Source organism: Pedobacter sp. MC2016-14, from assembly GCF_020991475.1.
In the GTDB taxonomy this organism is placed as follows: domain Bacteria; phylum Bacteroidota; class Bacteroidia; order Sphingobacteriales; family Sphingobacteriaceae; genus Pedobacter.
The window spans coordinates 960,247-975,287 of record NZ_JAJMPA010000001.1 but is presented as its reverse complement, the minus strand read 5'-3'; the positions used below and the strand labels follow the sequence as shown (position 1 = coordinate 975,287).

The window sequence follows — 15,041 nt, the reverse complement described above, 5'->3', positions numbered from 1 at the left end:
AAATATATTAATTTTACATCATACAATACGTATCCCTCATGGCAGACATCGAATTATTATATCAATATTATTTAAAACACAGAACGATCTGTACAGACACCCGAAATATTACCGAAGGATGCCTGTTTTTTGCTTTAAAAGGGGATAACTTCGATGCCAATACATTTGCCGCGAAAGCCATCGCCGATGGTGCTGCTTATGCAATTATTGACAATGCAGCTTATGAGGCCGATTCGCATTTTATACTGGTAGACAACGTACTGCAAACGCTCCAGGACCTTGCCCGTCACCATAGAAAACAATTGACCATTCCAGTAATTGGCCTAACCGGAAGTAATGGAAAAACCACCACCAAAGAATTAATTAAAGCCGTATTGGCCGAGAAATATAAAACCTTTGCCACAAAGGGAAACCTGAACAATCACATTGGCGTACCACTTTCGTTGCTGGCCATGCCAGAAGATACTGAAATTGCAGTCATAGAAATGGGTGCAAACCATCAAAAAGAAATAGAAATGCTTTGCGAAATTGCACAGCCTACCCATGGCCTGATCACCAATGTTGGTATGGCCCATTTAGATGGTTTTGGTGGTTTTGAAGGTGTTAAAAAAGGAAAAGCCGAATTGTATGCGTATTTAAAACAACACAATGGCATGGTGTTTATCAATAAAAACAATGCATATCTGCTGGAAATGAGCAGTACTGCAAACCTCGATAACCTTGTTTATTACGGAACAGAAACGGAAAACGCAGTATCAGGCCATCTTGAAAAATCTGATCCCTTATTAGAACTGATCTGGAATACAAATAGCAGCTCTTACGCAGTTAAAGCAAACCTTACCGGCTCCTATAATTTTGAAAACATCCTCGCAGCCATCTGCATTGGCAATTATTTTCAATTAACACCAGAGCAGATCAACACGGGACTTTCAGGTTATTACCCCGTTAATAACCGCTCACAAGTTACTAAAACAGCACAAAACACAGTAATATGTGATTTCTACAATGCCAATCCAAGTAGCATGGCAGCAGCACTGGCCAATTTATCAACCCTTACTGCGACCAGAAAAGTAGCCATCATTGGCGATATGTTTGAACTTGGGCCAGAATCCGCACAGCAGCATCAGCAAATTGCAGAAATTGCAGAAAAAGTAGGCCTGGAAAACCTGATATTTATCGGGCAGCAATTTTACACTTTAAAAGATACCCATCAGGGCCTCTTTTTTAACAATCCTACAGCAGCAGCAGACTATTTGGTAGCCAATACAATTAAAGATAGCCTTATTTTACTAAAAGGATCACGAGGCATGGCCCTGGAAAAGCTACTACCGCTCATCTAGCGCTATGCTTAAACCAGCATCGCTAACCTCTTTTAAGGGGTTATCCCGCATGTTCTGCTCTATCTCTATCTCGTACCGTCCTGCTGCCGGAAAATAGTACTGGGTTAGCATGGCCCAGTTGTGCGTAAACAAGTTCCCCGAACCAGATCCAAGCCATTTTCCGTCTGCCTCAGCCATCTTAAATTCGTATCTTTTGCTCAATTTCTTTTGCCCGGCTGGTTTAATATGAAGTAATACAAAGACATTAGAATAGCCATAATCAGCAGTGTTACGCAGCCTGAAATAGAGCTTATATGGCTTACTTGCATCGTTGATGTCAACACTGGCTTTAATCTTATTCACATAACTCCAGTTGCGCTGAGGCATCTCAATATTGATGTCAACCAGATTACCATTAGTACAGCCAAACAAAAATATGGCCGCAACCCCTAAAAAACAACGTACAAAAAGCTGATACCTATTCATTCTTCGGCTTATCCGATGCGGGCTTATTACGCCTCCGGTTATTCCTGTTCCTGTTATTTCTATTTCCTGTAGGCTGAGTTGAACCATTGGCTTCTCCGGTATTTCCCCCCTCAACCTGAACTTTAGCTACTGGTGCAGATTGCTGCTTAGGGCCCTGCTGCACAGGTTTTACCTGTTGTGGTGCCTTCAATTGCGGCGCAGGCTTACTTTGCTGTGCCGGTTTATGCTGTTGCGCAGGTTTACCTTGAGGCTGGCCTGGTTTTCCATTACGGTTAGCACCGCCTTTATTGTTGTGATTACGGCCCGATCTGCTCCTGTTTTTATCGTCCATACGGGTCAGACTATCCTGACCAACCACGTTTTCGTAGTCCGGGGTTTTCTCTACCGCTGCTGCAGTTTTCAGCTCAACAGCATCATCTTTAAGACTTACCGGTTTCATGCCCTTTTTATTCATAGCCATGATTTCTTTAACCCTATCCACCTTCAAAGGAATCCAGTCTTCCGTATTCGGATAAGCAAACCACATCAGCTTCTTAAAAATGTCCGTTTTCTGATGACGGGCCACGCCAATTTCAGTTTGCAAGCTTTCAATGCGGTCCGGAATATCCTTTAACGCATCAAGATAAGTATCCAATTCATAATTTAAACAGCATTTCAGCTTACCACATTGTCCGGCCAGCTTAAGTGTATTTAAAGACAAATTCTGATACCTTGCGGCAGCCGTAGAAACCGTTTTAAAGTTGGTGAGCCAGGTAGAACAACACAACTCCCTGCCACAAGAACCAATTCCACCAAGCCTTCCGGCCTCCTGGCGCATCCCAATCTGGCGCATTTCAATCCTGATCCGGAAGGTTTCGGCCATTTTTTTGATCAGTTCCCTAAAATCTACACGACCTTCAGCCGTATAGAAAAAGGTAGCCTTGGTTTTGTCGCCCTGGTAATCCACATCACTAATCTTCATAGATAAGCGCAGTTCCAGTGCCAGTGTCCTGGCTTTGTGCATGGTTTCCCACTCCAAATCCTTGGCAATTTTCCACTTGTCAACATCCTGTTCAGTAGCCTTTCTGTATATCTTTCTGGTTACCTGGTCCAGTGGTGTTTTACGCCTTTTCATTTGGATCCGCACCAATTCTCCTGTTAAGGAAACATGGCCGATATCGTAGCCACCAGTAGGTCCTTCTACCGCAACCAGCTCTCCAATTTCTAAATAAATGTTATCGTTATTCAGGAAAAACTCTTTCCTTGCTCCTTTAAACTTTACTTCAATAACCTGAAAAGGCTTATAATTTGATGGCATGTCTAAATTAGACAGCCAGTCCTGAACTTCCATTTTTCCGCATCCGCCGGTAAGGCATGAGCCATTACTTTTGCAGCCTGAGGGGGCGCAACCGCCACCTGTAGAACAACTTCCACATCCCATAACTAATTGTATATATATTGAGTCCCCTTGGGGAGCGATTTAAACTTAATTGTTTTTACCAGTTGTAAAGATACATCTAAAAATAAGATTTTCGGATTAGCATTCCGTTCAATGTGGTAATGTGCTTTTTCCAGCTCCTCAATTAGTGCGGCAGCCATATTCAAATTCAGCACGTGTGTACTTAGTTTTTTTGCCGTGTCCAGCGTGCGCTCCGGTAGTTTCACCAGTTCATCCGCGCCACTCAACAACAAGCTACATTCCCTTAAAAAGCTAATGCCGTACTTCAAAAAGTTCTTTTGATTTTCCCTGCCCCAACTGGCAGCCTGTTCTGTAAAACTGATCAAATCGGGCACCCGGTTGCCGTAGCCCATACGTAACCATTCTGCAAAACGTTCGGCATGATCGTTTTGCGTATGCGCCACCAATTGTTTGGCTTCCACCATATTTCCATCTGCCAAAAAAGTATAGGTAGTTGCCTCCTCTTCCGGCAAACCATGCTGTTCCATTAGATAGCGCTCAATAATGGTGTCCGCTAGTTTTGGTATTTTTACAATTTGCGTACGCGATAACAACGTTGACAAAATCTGTTCCTGGTTGTTACCCACTAAAATAAAGAGGGTATTTTTAGGCGGTTCTTCAATAATCTTCAGCAGCGCGTTCCCTTCCTTATCCAAAAATTCAGGGAGCCACATAATCAGCACTTTTGTTTCTGCTTCAAAGGCCTTATAACTTAACTTCTTGATGATATCATGACATTCAGCAATGTTAATATTAGCTTGTTTATTTTCAGCATTCAATCTTGAGCGCCATATATCCAAATCAAAATACGGATCAGAAAGCAGCATCGTACGCCATTCATCCAGTACATCAGTCGCAATTTTTACATCCTTAGAGGCGAAAAAAGGATAAGAAAAATGAAGATCAGGATGGATATACCGCTCGTATTTACGACAGGACGAACAGACCCCGCAACTGTCTGAGGCAGATTTATCCAGGCAATTGATATACTGAGCATAAGCGATGGCCAGCAGCAAAGCACCACTGCCATCACAGGAAAGAAACAACTGGGCATGACTCACCCGGTTCTCTGCTATTGTTTGTATCAGCCGTTGCTTAATACTTTCCTGACCTATGATTTCTCTAAATTGCATTTGGTGCAAAATAGGTAATTTTTTTAGAAACTTACTGCTCTACCTTTGCCAACACACCCTTAACCTTATCTGCCTGGTAAACTTTCTTGTAAAAATCTACCAGCGAATTGTATTTTTCAGGTGCATATTTTTTACCCAGCATTGTTTGGGTACGTGTATAAATCACCGTATTATCTTTCATCACTGCCTTAGCCGTATATTTCCCAAATTCAGATTCAATAACCACCTCTTTAGGTAAAAAATCAACCTTATACCCTTTAGGAATAGTGTAAACAATCTCATCCTCATCACGATAACCGTAAGGAACGCCAAAAAAAGTTTTTCTTTCCTCTACTTTTGCGGGCACGCTTTCCTTTCTATTGGTCAGGTTTAGCGTCAGAAACAGTTTATCCGCACCACTGGTTAACAGTTTCGGACATTTTAAACTGATACTTTCATTGATTACCGCAACCGATTTATCTGGCTGATCATACTTTAAGGTCCCCAACTGCAGGTTTGGGATATTTAATCCGTTAATAACGCGTTTCCGCTGTTCAAATGGCTCCAGAAACTGCATGTAATAACAATCATCATATTGCCCGTCGCCATAAGAAGTCAGCATATTGATGTCCGCCACTCCCTCATCATTAAAAGCAACCGTAGTTTTCCGCTTTTGAAAATTATCTTCAGGCCGGTAGATTGGTGTGCGCACTAGTTTGCCGCCATCCGCTGTCACCAGCAATACGTTTTTATCAGAACAGCCACCATTTAAATGGCCTGCAGGAACATGCTGACTCGTACATTCCAGCCAAACCGTATCTTTTTGTAAGGGCACGCATAAAATCATGTGGTTGGCCTGGTTTAAACTCGCAAACGTCGGGTTCATCGATGGCATATCATAACCAATCACCACCAGGTTAGAAGGAATATTAACTTCATTTAACAAAGCTTTCATGTAGTTAGACAAGGCTTTACAATCACCGTAATTTACTGCCGCAACTTTATCCGCATTAATGGGCTTAAATCCACCCACGCCAAGCTGCACGCTCACATAACGGGTATTCCCCTGCAGGTAATTGTACAGGCGTTTTATTTTCTCCTTTGGTGTTTTAGCATCACTTACCAATGCAGCAACCCTTGTTTTTACCGCAGGAGGCAAAATCTGGGGCTCACTATTTAATTTGTAAATCCAGGCCCCAACGTTTTTCCAGTTCTCCAAATTACCGACTGAACTGTCATATTCAAAATCATTTGGCGCCAGCATCACCCAGGGACTAACATTTTTAATCCCTGCGCTTAAAGGCTCATAATCCAGCGGTTTAAAATTTACCGTACTCCATTTGTATTCCGTTTTGCCTTTCACTTTTACAGAGTCCGTTTTCAGGCCCGGGCTCTTGATGTATTTAAAAGTCATTCCCTCCGGAATCTTAAATACATATTCAGACTTCTCTACCGCATAATTGAAAGATCCAACAGGGCTCCAGGAAGGGTAACTGGTGATCCCATAATAATCCTTATTGTAACTGTACTCAATCGTATAAGGATAGGTTGCATTCAAAAAGTCCAGCTCCTTTAAACGTCCATCATCATAAATCGTTCCATCAGAAATGGCACTCCGGTCTTTAAAATCAGCCAGTTTATAATCTTTGATTTTATTTCCTTTTGCATCGTACATACTGGCCCTCAAGCTCGAAATACTGGAGAACTTATCGTAAAACTCCCTCATAGCAGACTCGTCTTCGCCATTTTTGTTCACGATGGTCAACACCACCTTATTGGTATAAGTTGCATGACTGGCATTCCTGACATCAAAAGTCTGTTGCTCCAATCTCAATACCACAGAAGCATTGGTAAGCAACTCTGCAGGAATTTTGTCTACATCATAAGGGTTTTGCGCAGCAACATGCATGCTGCTAAACATCAATACAGTGGTAATTATTTTTTTCAAGGCCTTATATTTTTTTAAACACAATCTGTTGTGCTTGTTTTTCCACAATGTTTTTAAACAGCTCTTTAAGAGAATGGTACTCTTCTGCGGTAAATACGGATTTCCCTACACTAATTTTACTACTGATGCTAACCTTATTTTCCTCTGTGGCAAATAGAAACGTAAAAGAAGCCTCATCATTTGGCAGTTTAATTTTACCGTTTTTTGGCAGCTTGTCCAGCTGATAGCTTTTAGGGAACTCAATGTTAACCCTAAAATTTTCTTCCAATGGGTAGGCAAAATCTACAGGAAAGTTGCGTTCGTCCATCTTAAACGGGTTTTCAGTAGTACGTTCATACAATAGTGGTGTTAAAATCACCAGGTTGCCTGCCTCTTCCACATTATCCTCAATGGTTACATCCATCGTTTCTGTTAAAGCCTCCCCCAGGTTATCCAGGTTTTCAATTTTATAATTCTTGATTTCCAGCCCCGGCTTGTCCTTTTTATAATTCTTTAAATACTCCGCTTCGTTCGTTGCAGAAGCATAACGGTTTCTATGGTTTACTGCTGCGTAATTGGTGTAAGAAAGGTATAAATTGCCTGTAAGCTTATTATCTTCCGTTAACACCAAATTGTAAAATGCGTTGTTCCTGCTCGGCTTAGTCTGCTCTAAAGAAATCCAGGCCCCATTTTTCGCCTTCGTGTCAATTTTAAAGCCCTGGTGACAAAGGTTTTCATAAGCAATCACATCACTACATAAAAACTTATCCGTTGCATCCAGTAAATGAACCACGCTATCTATCTCAACCTGTACAATAACATTGTTAAATTTACTCAGCATGGGGTATCCCGGGTGGGTACCATTTTCACGGGTACTCACCAATACCGGCGACGCATTAAATCCTGCTGTCGTTAAAAGATTTAGCAATGAGAAATTAATATCGGCACTACTGCCAGATTTCTTTTCCAGGACTGCTTTTATACTGGTTTCCCCGGTATATCTACGGTACTTATCATCCCATTTCACCGTCCTCTTAACATAATCGTAAATCAGTTGCATTTGAAGCTCGGGGTTCTTCTCCCCTTTTAAAATCGCAGGGAGGATAGATTTACTGTAGCTGTTTTTTGTAATGAACTTTCCAAAATTCTCATCTTCCAATAAATCCTCTACAATTTTTTCCCAGTTTGAAGTCAGGTCTTTATATATGCTTCCCGGATAATGAGTTGCCGTAAGTTCGAATTCAACTTTTGAAATATAATCTTCCAAAGTGGTAATGAATTTTTCATTCTTTATGGCAGGAACATTAGCCACATTCCATTTCATTTCAAGCGCATTGGCCGTTATGTTTCCAGCGCTACTAGTGCTGGTAGAAGGAATGTAATAACTCTCAGAGATGCTTTCTCGTTTTAAGGGATTGAGTTGAATATAGCCCTTGCCAGCTAATTTGTATTTAAAATACTCAGGAATCCTCACATCAAATTCAGAATACAACGTGGGGAGTGATCCTTGAAAGTACCAGTCGCGCAAATTAAAAAGGTAGTCAGATTTAATTTTATACCTATACTCTACAATAGATCCTTCTTTAACATTTGGCAAGGTAAATTTTTTAACCGTCCAGTTTTTATCATGCTTTTCAGAGAACCTTGCATCCCTGGCCAGTTTACTGACTACAATTTTATCATTTTCTAAGTTATAGGTAGCCGCATCCATAAAATCCAGAACTTCTTCAGGCCCGTTGCCGCTGTGGTAAAGGTTCACGTCAAAATCGGCCAGGTCGTAACCAGATTTGGTCAATACTTTATAACGCATATGCCTTTCAAAAACATATACAAAGTTTCCCGTTTTGGGGCTAACTTCAAACCAGCCCTTACCTACGTCGAAGAGCTTAACCCCATTGGCAGCAGAATCCGGACCGGAAACCTTGGTGTCAAATTCAGAGCGTTCAACCTTTCCAAATTTAAAAGTTCGTTCGGCAAGCCCTTTTTCCTGGCCGTATGCAGAGAGTGCAATCCAGAGCGCGGAGAGTAAAAATAGATGTTTCATATTTGTTGGTTTGATTTTGAGCTTCGTTATTTGGATGCCGAAGTGTTGTATTCTACAATTAAAGACCTAACAAAGTCAAAGTTAAACTTGTCTTCCGCTTTATACCGATCAGCAACGTGGGCATTATCTTGCACCAGATTAAGGAATTTGGCTTTCCTCTCCTTTCTACTGCCCCAGATCTCAGTAGTTTTTATATCAATTAATTCACCATTATCTTTTTGCGCATACCATGATTTATTACTCATATTATACGTGCTGCCATAACCAACGCCACCAAAACCAGCTCCTGGCGTACCCATAGAGGATCCATAAATCGTACTGGTTTTAAAATATTCGTATAACTTGATTTTGCCGTCTTCCAACACCTGTAAAAACACCTTTTTCTTACTCTTAGGAGTTAGTAGCGATCGAAAGATCCCATGACCGGCCTTGTAGGTTTCTTTAATGTCAGAAGGTTTATATTTTTTGTTCTTCTCTTGTCCCGCCGCTTTAAATTTAACCTTATCTACACTATGGTTTTTAACCTCGCCCATAATTTTAGTGCCATCGTTGGTAATCACATAATCTGTTTGGGCAAAGATATTTGCAGTTGAAAGGGTAAAAAAAGCAAAGAAAAGCGCAATCAGCAGTCGTTTTGTTAAGTTATTCATCTTTATGTTTGTTTGGTTAAGCTTGTAAAATGAAGGATACGCTGCGCAACTGATTTAGCGAAATAGAAGCAGTGGAGAAGAGTAGAGCGTTCATTTAAAAAATATATTACCCTTATCCCAGGGTAGTATTTACAGGAGTAAAGCTATTAATTAAGTTTGATGATTACAAAATAAAAAAACAACTATTCAAGTAGTTACCTCCTTGCAAATAGTCTGACCCTGCCGTCAAAAAAAACATAAATTTGCACATGAACCGGATCGACCGCCTTTCTGCCATCATTATTCAGCTTCAATCCAGAAAAACAGTGAGGGCACAAGATATTGCCGAACGTTTTGACATTAGCCTCCGTACCGTTTACCGCGATATCCGTTCATTGGAAGAAGCAGGGATACCTATCATAGGAGAGGCTGGCGTTGGGTACTCTTTAGTGGAAGGCTATAGGTTGCCTCCGGTAATGTTTACCCGGGAAGAGGCTGTAGCGTTTATTACTGCAGAAAAGCTGGTAACCAGGCTTACCGATGCTGCAAATGGCGCATTATATAACACTGCACTGGATAAGGTAAGGGCTGTACTTAAAACCACAGAAAAAGATTACCTGGAAAACATAGACAACAGAATAGAAGTATTTAAGAGCAATCGTTTGCCAGATCTTAATCCCCAGCACAACCCTCTTCAAAATATTTTAAAAGCAATTGCTGTTAAAGCAGTTATACAACTTGAATATTTTGCCTATTACAGGCAAGAACACACCAAAAGATTAGTAGAGCCTATTGGTGTTTTTTACTTACAGGGCTACTGGCACCTTATTGCCTGGTGCCGGGAACGCAAGGCCTGCCGTGATTTTAGGTTTGATAGAATTACAGAACTTTCCCTAACAGATGAAACCTATGTAGACGTCCATTGTGCTTTTAAAGACTACCTGGATGATCTTTATAAAGAAATGAAACTGGAAGAGGTTACCATTTTAGTTGACCATAAAGCAAATCAACATCTTGGCGAACAGAAATACTATCAGGGTTTTGTAGAAGAACAGCATACCGCCCAAGGTGTTGAAATGCAGTTCCTGACCATGTCCATGGAAGGTTTTGCACGCTGGTACATGAGCTTTGCAGATTACGCTACAGTAATAAAACCAGCAAGCCTGCTTACCAGGGTAAAAGAAATTAACAGTGCCACTGCAAAAAAAATAGCAGATAAATAAAAGCTACTGACATAGGGTTGTCACCACCCTGCTGTTTCTTTGAATTATAAATCAAAAACAGAAAAGATATGTCAACTTTAAAAGAATTTTTAAACGAATTAGAAGAAGAATCTACGGTAACGCGTAAAATGCTAAGCCGCATTCCTGCAGATAAATACGACTGGCAGCCTCATGTAAAGAGCATGACCATACATCAACTTGCTGGCCATATTGCTGAGTTACCAGGATGGATGAGTATGGCCTTTACCACCAATGAATGGGATTTTGAAGCGAACCCTTATACTTCTCCTGTTTGGAAAAGTAATGAAGAGCTGATGGAATTCTTCGAGAAGAATTTTGCACAGGCAAAAACATTCCTCGAAAATGGCAAAGAGGAAGACTTGCAACCAGGCTGGACTTTAAGAAACGGTGCCCAGGTGTACATGAACATCACCAAAGCAGAACTGGTACGCCATGCCATAAGCCAAACCATCCACCACAGGGCACAATTGGGTGTATATCTGCGTTTATTAGACATTCCTATTCCCGGAACTTATGGCCCTAGCGCAGACGAAAACTTTTAAATTGAAATCAGCTCTTCCGTTTAACCATTTTTAGCTCATCGCCAACATTCACAAAACCTGAACCTTCATGGATCAGGTTTTGTCCAAACATTACCTTTTTATTGATGGTTCGGTAACCTGCCAGCGTTTTCAACGGCTCTGCTCCTTTTAATCCTGTTTGTTGATCTACAGTAGTCAATACGCATCTTGCGCAGGGTTTAACTGCCTTAAATGATACATCGCCAAGATAAAATGAATCAAAACTATCCTCTATATGCGCGTCACCGCCAGTAAATACGAAATTGGGGCGAAAACGATCCATTGGCACCGGCTGACTTAATTTTCCATTCAGCCCATCAAGAGATGCCTGGCTAATCAACAAGAATGGAAACCCATCCGCAAAACCAACTATTTCCTGATTAGCGGCATATTTTGGATCTACTAAGCGTTTTTCCTGTGCTGGCATTTGCACCAACCGAACATTAGTTTTCATAAAATCAGCACACCACTCACTAACCTCTTTGCTTACTTCTAATCCTTGAGATATATCATCCCAAATATTGACGGCGATGCTTTCACCTCTGTGCGTCTCCAGATCAAATGAAACCCTGTTTGCCAAATCACTTTTATGATGTATAGAAAGCCGGCCATTGTCAATAGTCACCCCAAGCAAAGCCAGCTCCGGGTGTTTCCGCTGACTAACAAAAGTGCCTGTTTCATCAATCAACATCCAGCGCCTGTCATACTTCAAGCCTTTTTCTGCCACCTCTGCCTGCTGCAAACTAATTCCTCCTAAAGATTTAACAGGATAGACATTTATTTCCGATAAGTAAAAGTTGTTCATGATCTAAAAATACAAAGCCTACCTAAACAATTCAAAACTGTACTGCGCATCGCTCCAAAATTCATCCAGCGCAATAATTCTTGGTTTAAAAAATGAAATCAACGCAGGCCAGTCTTCCTTTTTTAAAACACTTACGTCTGAAAGGTTTTTATAAATCCTGCTAATCGTTTTACCATATTCATCCTGACCATGCAACTGCCACTCCCATTCCTCATTCAGCGCAACCTTTAATATATTTTTAAAGGCCTGGAATTGTTCAAACATCAAAGCTTGAATGTCCGGATCAGGATGGCTCATTTCTATTGAAACTGTAGCAGAACGATGATCCGCCTGCATCTTAAAATACAGGTGCTTAAAACCAGTTTTGTAGTTGATCCAGTTAATTTTTAAACCATCCGCAGAAGGATGCGGAGAGATGTATTGGCCAAAAGCCGTCCAGAATGCTTGTTTAAGTTGAGAAACCTGATCTTTAGTATACAATTCTTGTGTTGGTAAAGTTATCCTATACAGGAATGAGTTTACAATAAAACAATTACAAATACTTCTTATACAAGTTATACAAAATCAATTTATCGTCATCACTAAGCACCGGGTTTTCATCCGTCTGCACAAAATGAAGTTTAAAAGATTTTATGGCGTTACTTAAGTTCCGCGTATCGTACCCGATAACACGAAGGGCAAGTACAGGGTCAAAATCTACCGTAGGATGAATCAGCAGCCCATCCTGCCAATAACCAAAGCCTTTGTCTGCAAGCTGCTTCCAGGGAAATTTATACGGATCTACTTTACGTCCAGGGGCAATATCTGCATGGCCGATAAAATTGGCTGTCGGGATGTTGTATTTCTGCTTTAAGGTACCCAGCAATTTAATCAGGCTGGCCATCAATGCCTCAGAATAAGGCTCACCCAGCCCGCTGTTATCCAGTTCTATCCCAATAGAAGAAGAATTAAGGTCTGTATCGTTACCCCATTTACCCACACCTGCATGATTGGCCCTCAGGTAATCATTAACCATTTGCACCACTTTGCCATCTTTGCCAATCACATAATGCGCACTGGTTTGTGTACTGGCAAGTGTAAAAGTCTTTATGGTTTGCTCTACCGAGTCCTGGGCAGTATGATGAATAATCACAAAATTTGGCTTACGCATGCCAAAATTTACAGAAGCTACCCAAGTTTGCTCATTAACAGGTAAAGAATCGATTTGCTGTTTAACAGGGGGCATTTCTTTAATCACCTCAGCAAAGTCATTTGCTTTATCTTTATAAACCTTGTTGGTGGCAGCATATTTATTGGTACTACAGGAAATACTAAATACGGCTATCGCCAATAACAGGCCGTAACATTTGGAATTTTGGAACATCTTTTGAGTTTAATGCTGTGAAATTACTAATTTTATGCCTTTTATTAAGATTTACAATTCATGAATCATTCGAGCAGAGCATTTCTCTTTACCGCAGCATGCCTTATCACAACCGGATTTACAGCCTGCAACAACACCCAGGAAAGCAAAAAAACCGAAAGCACAAAAACCATAGCTGTAGAAGACAGTCTTCAGGAATATGCCAGAAAACGATTGAGCATTTATGAAAGTGTTAAATTGACTACAAACTTAAATGAACTTACACCCAACGACCGTAAAGTACTCCCACTGCTGATCCAGGCCGCACAAATTATGGATGGTTTATTTTGGCAACAAACCTATCCGCAGCGGGATAGCCTGCTTAATGTATTAAAAGACGAAAACACCAAAGCTTTTGTGAGGATCAACTACGGACCCTGGGATCGTTTAAATGGCGACAAACCTTTTGTTGCAGGAATTGGTGCTAAACCTGATGGGGCAACATTTTACCCTGCCGGATTAACTAAAGAAGCGCTCGAAAAATCAGACCTTAAAGATAAATTTAACCCCTATTCCGTAGTCAGACAAGATAGCGCCGGAAAACTTTCCCTCGTTCCTTACCATACCTTATTTGCTGCCGAGCTACAAAAAGCATCTAGTCTGCTCAAACAAGCCGCTTTAATCACAGAAGATGCTGGTTTTAAAAACTACCTTAACTTACGTGCAGATGCACTGGTTACCGATAATTATACCGCTAGTGATTACGCCTGGCTGGACATGAAAAGTAACGGTCTGGATTTGATTATTGGCCCTATAGAAAACTATGAAGATAAGCTGTACAATGCCCGCACTTCCTTTGAAGCATATGTATTGGTTAAAGATAAAGTATGGAGCAAGCGACTGGCAAAATATGTACAGCTACTTCCCGAATTACAGAAAGGGCTCCCGGTAGCAGAGAAATATAAAAAGGAAAAACCCGGAACAGATTCTGAACTGAATGCCTATGATGTGGTTTATTATGCCGGAGATTGTAATGCCGGTTCCAAAACCATTGCTGTAAACCTCCCGAACGATGAATTGATTCAGCAAAAAAAGGGAACACGCCGCTCGCAGCTTAAAAATGCCATGCGGGCCAAGTTTGATAAAATCCTGGTGCCCATCAGCACCGAGCTGATTGACAAGACGCAACAGCAATACATTAAATTTGATGCGTTTTTTGCCAATGTGATGTTTCATGAAGTTGCACATGGCCTCGGCATCAAAAAAACCATCAGCGGAAAAGGATTTGTACGTGACGCTTTAAAGGAACAATTCTCCTGGTTAGAAGAAGGAAAAGCAGATATCCTTGGCCTATACATGGTAACAGGGCTGTTAAAAAAAGGAGAACTTACCGGAGATGTCAAAGAATATTACACCACATTTATGGCGGGGATACTCCGTTCTGTAAGGTTTGGCGCGGCCAGCGCGCATGGCAAAGCCAATATGCAATGTTTCAATTTCTTTAAAGAGAATGGCGCCTTTTTAAGATCAGCCAATGGCACTTACAAAGTAGATTATGTAAAGTTTGCCGAATCTATGGATAAACTTGCAGCAATGATCCTTACCCTTCAGGGCAATGGCGATTATGCATCGGTTCTAAAAGTGCAGCAGGAAAACGCTGTTATCCAGCCTGAGTTACAGGCAGACCTGGATAAACTGAGTAAAAAAGGCATTCCGGTTGATGTGATATTTGAGCAGGGTGTAGACGTGCTGGGCGTTAAATAGAAGCGGCACCAAGATGCTTGCTGATGATGTTTTCAAGCTCATGAATATCAAAAGGCTTAGATAAATAACCATCTGCCCCGGCTTGTTGCGCCAAAGAGGCTACATCGTTATTTGCCGAGAAGTAAATTACGGGTATGTTTTTCAGTTCCTCGTGCTTTTTTAGTTCCCTTGTAGCATCAATACCGCCCACATCAGGCAACCAGTTGTCCATAAAAATAATGTCTGGTGTATAGGCATTCACCTGATCAATGATGTTGTTAGAGGTAGAAGAAGTTTTAATTTCATAGCCTGCATCTTCCAAAATAATGGTACACAATTCCAGGATATCAACGTTGTCATCAAAGACAAACACTTTTTTATTTTTACTCATT

General features: G+C 41.0%; 14 protein-coding genes. 4 read left to right on the top strand and 10 right to left on the bottom strand.

Annotation, left to right across the window (positions count from 1 at the left end):
- Positions 1–38: 38 nt before the first annotated feature.
- The gene (gene murF, locus LPB86_RS04060; RefSeq protein WP_230641265.1) at positions 39–1,340 is read left to right on the top strand and encodes a UDP-N-acetylmuramoyl-tripeptide--D-alanyl-D-alanine ligase; all 1,302 of its coding nucleotides are present in this window, start codon (positions 39–41) and stop codon (positions 1,338–1,340) included.
- Here the strand turns inward: murF and LPB86_RS04055 are convergent.
- From LPB86_RS04055 to LPB86_RS04030, 6 genes are read right to left on the bottom strand one after another with little or no spacing between them, the layout of a single operon-like run.
- Complete coding sequence (locus tag LPB86_RS04055) at positions 1,326–1,805, bottom strand: gliding motility lipoprotein GldH (RefSeq protein ID WP_230641264.1); 480 nt, start codon at positions 1,803–1,805, stop codon at positions 1,326–1,328. The two genes, murF and LPB86_RS04055, sit on opposite strands and share 15 nt — an antisense overlap.
- Positions 1,798–3,225, bottom strand: coding sequence for a regulatory iron-sulfur-containing complex subunit RicT (ricT, locus tag LPB86_RS04050; protein ID WP_230641263.1), 1,428 nt, complete (start codon positions 3,223–3,225; stop codon positions 1,798–1,800). Before ricT ends, LPB86_RS04055 begins: the two co-directional genes overlap by 8 nt.
- Before the next feature lie 2 nt (positions 3,226–3,227).
- Positions 3,228–4,376 (bottom strand): hypothetical protein, encoded by a 1,149-nt coding sequence (locus LPB86_RS04045; RefSeq protein ID WP_230641262.1) that lies wholly within the window; start codon positions 4,374–4,376, stop codon positions 3,228–3,230.
- 31 nt (positions 4,377–4,407) lie between these two features.
- Positions 4,408–6,303 carry a DUF3857 domain-containing transglutaminase family protein gene (locus LPB86_RS04040; RefSeq protein ID WP_230641261.1) on the bottom strand — a complete coding sequence of 632 codons (1,896 nt, stop codon included), beginning with the start codon at positions 6,301–6,303 and terminating at the stop codon, positions 4,408–4,410.
- A 4-nt stretch (positions 6,304–6,307) separates the two neighbouring features.
- A complete protein-coding gene (locus LPB86_RS04035; RefSeq protein ID WP_230641260.1) occupies positions 6,308–8,326 on the bottom strand; it encodes a DUF3858 domain-containing protein in 2,019 nt (672 codons plus the stop codon).
- 26 nt (positions 8,327–8,352) lie between these two features.
- Positions 8,353–8,976 (bottom strand): hypothetical protein, encoded by a 624-nt coding sequence (locus LPB86_RS04030; protein WP_230641259.1) that lies wholly within the window; start codon positions 8,974–8,976, stop codon positions 8,353–8,355.
- 248 nt (positions 8,977–9,224) lie between these two features.
- Here LPB86_RS04030 and LPB86_RS04025 point away from each other — a divergent pair, with 248 nt between their 5' ends.
- On the top strand, positions 9,225–10,178 hold the full coding sequence (locus tag LPB86_RS04025; protein WP_230641258.1) for a YafY family protein: 954 nt from the start codon (positions 9,225–9,227) through the stop codon (positions 10,176–10,178).
- Positions 10,179–10,246: 68 nt separating this feature from the next.
- A complete protein-coding gene (locus tag LPB86_RS04020; protein ID WP_230641257.1) occupies positions 10,247–10,741 on the top strand; it encodes a DinB family protein in 495 nt (164 codons plus the stop codon).
- Positions 10,742–10,748: 7 nt separating this feature from the next.
- On the opposite strand, the gene LPB86_RS04015 is transcribed toward LPB86_RS04020, so the two are convergent.
- Genes LPB86_RS04015 through LPB86_RS04005 form a run of 3 tightly spaced genes read right to left on the bottom strand, consistent with a single transcriptional unit; the run spans position 10,749 to position 12,927 of the window.
- Positions 10,749–11,564: an MOSC domain-containing protein gene (locus tag LPB86_RS04015; RefSeq protein WP_230641256.1), complete on the bottom strand. Its 816-nt coding sequence runs from the start codon at positions 11,562–11,564 to the stop codon at positions 10,749–10,751.
- Between the two features lie 18 nt (positions 11,565–11,582).
- Complete coding sequence (locus LPB86_RS04010) at positions 11,583–12,044, bottom strand: DUF4268 domain-containing protein (RefSeq protein WP_230641255.1); 462 nt, start codon at positions 12,042–12,044, stop codon at positions 11,583–11,585.
- Positions 12,045–12,096: 52 nt separating this feature from the next.
- The gene (locus LPB86_RS04005) at positions 12,097–12,927 is read right to left on the bottom strand and encodes an N-acetylmuramoyl-L-alanine amidase (RefSeq protein WP_230641254.1); all 831 of its coding nucleotides are present in this window, start codon (positions 12,925–12,927) and stop codon (positions 12,097–12,099) included.
- A 60-nt stretch (positions 12,928–12,987) separates the two neighbouring features.
- Here LPB86_RS04005 and LPB86_RS04000 point away from each other — a divergent pair, with 60 nt between their 5' ends.
- Positions 12,988–14,670 carry a Zn-dependent hydrolase gene (locus tag LPB86_RS04000; RefSeq protein ID WP_230641253.1) on the top strand — a complete coding sequence of 561 codons (1,683 nt, stop codon included), beginning with the start codon at positions 12,988–12,990 and terminating at the stop codon, positions 14,668–14,670.
- Here the strand turns inward: LPB86_RS04000 and LPB86_RS03995 are convergent.
- On the bottom strand, positions 14,663–15,040 hold the full coding sequence (locus LPB86_RS03995) for a response regulator (protein WP_230641252.1): 378 nt from the start codon (positions 15,038–15,040) through the stop codon (positions 14,663–14,665). The genes LPB86_RS04000 and LPB86_RS03995 overlap by 8 nt on opposite strands.
- Between the last annotated feature and the right edge of the window lies 1 nt (position 15,041).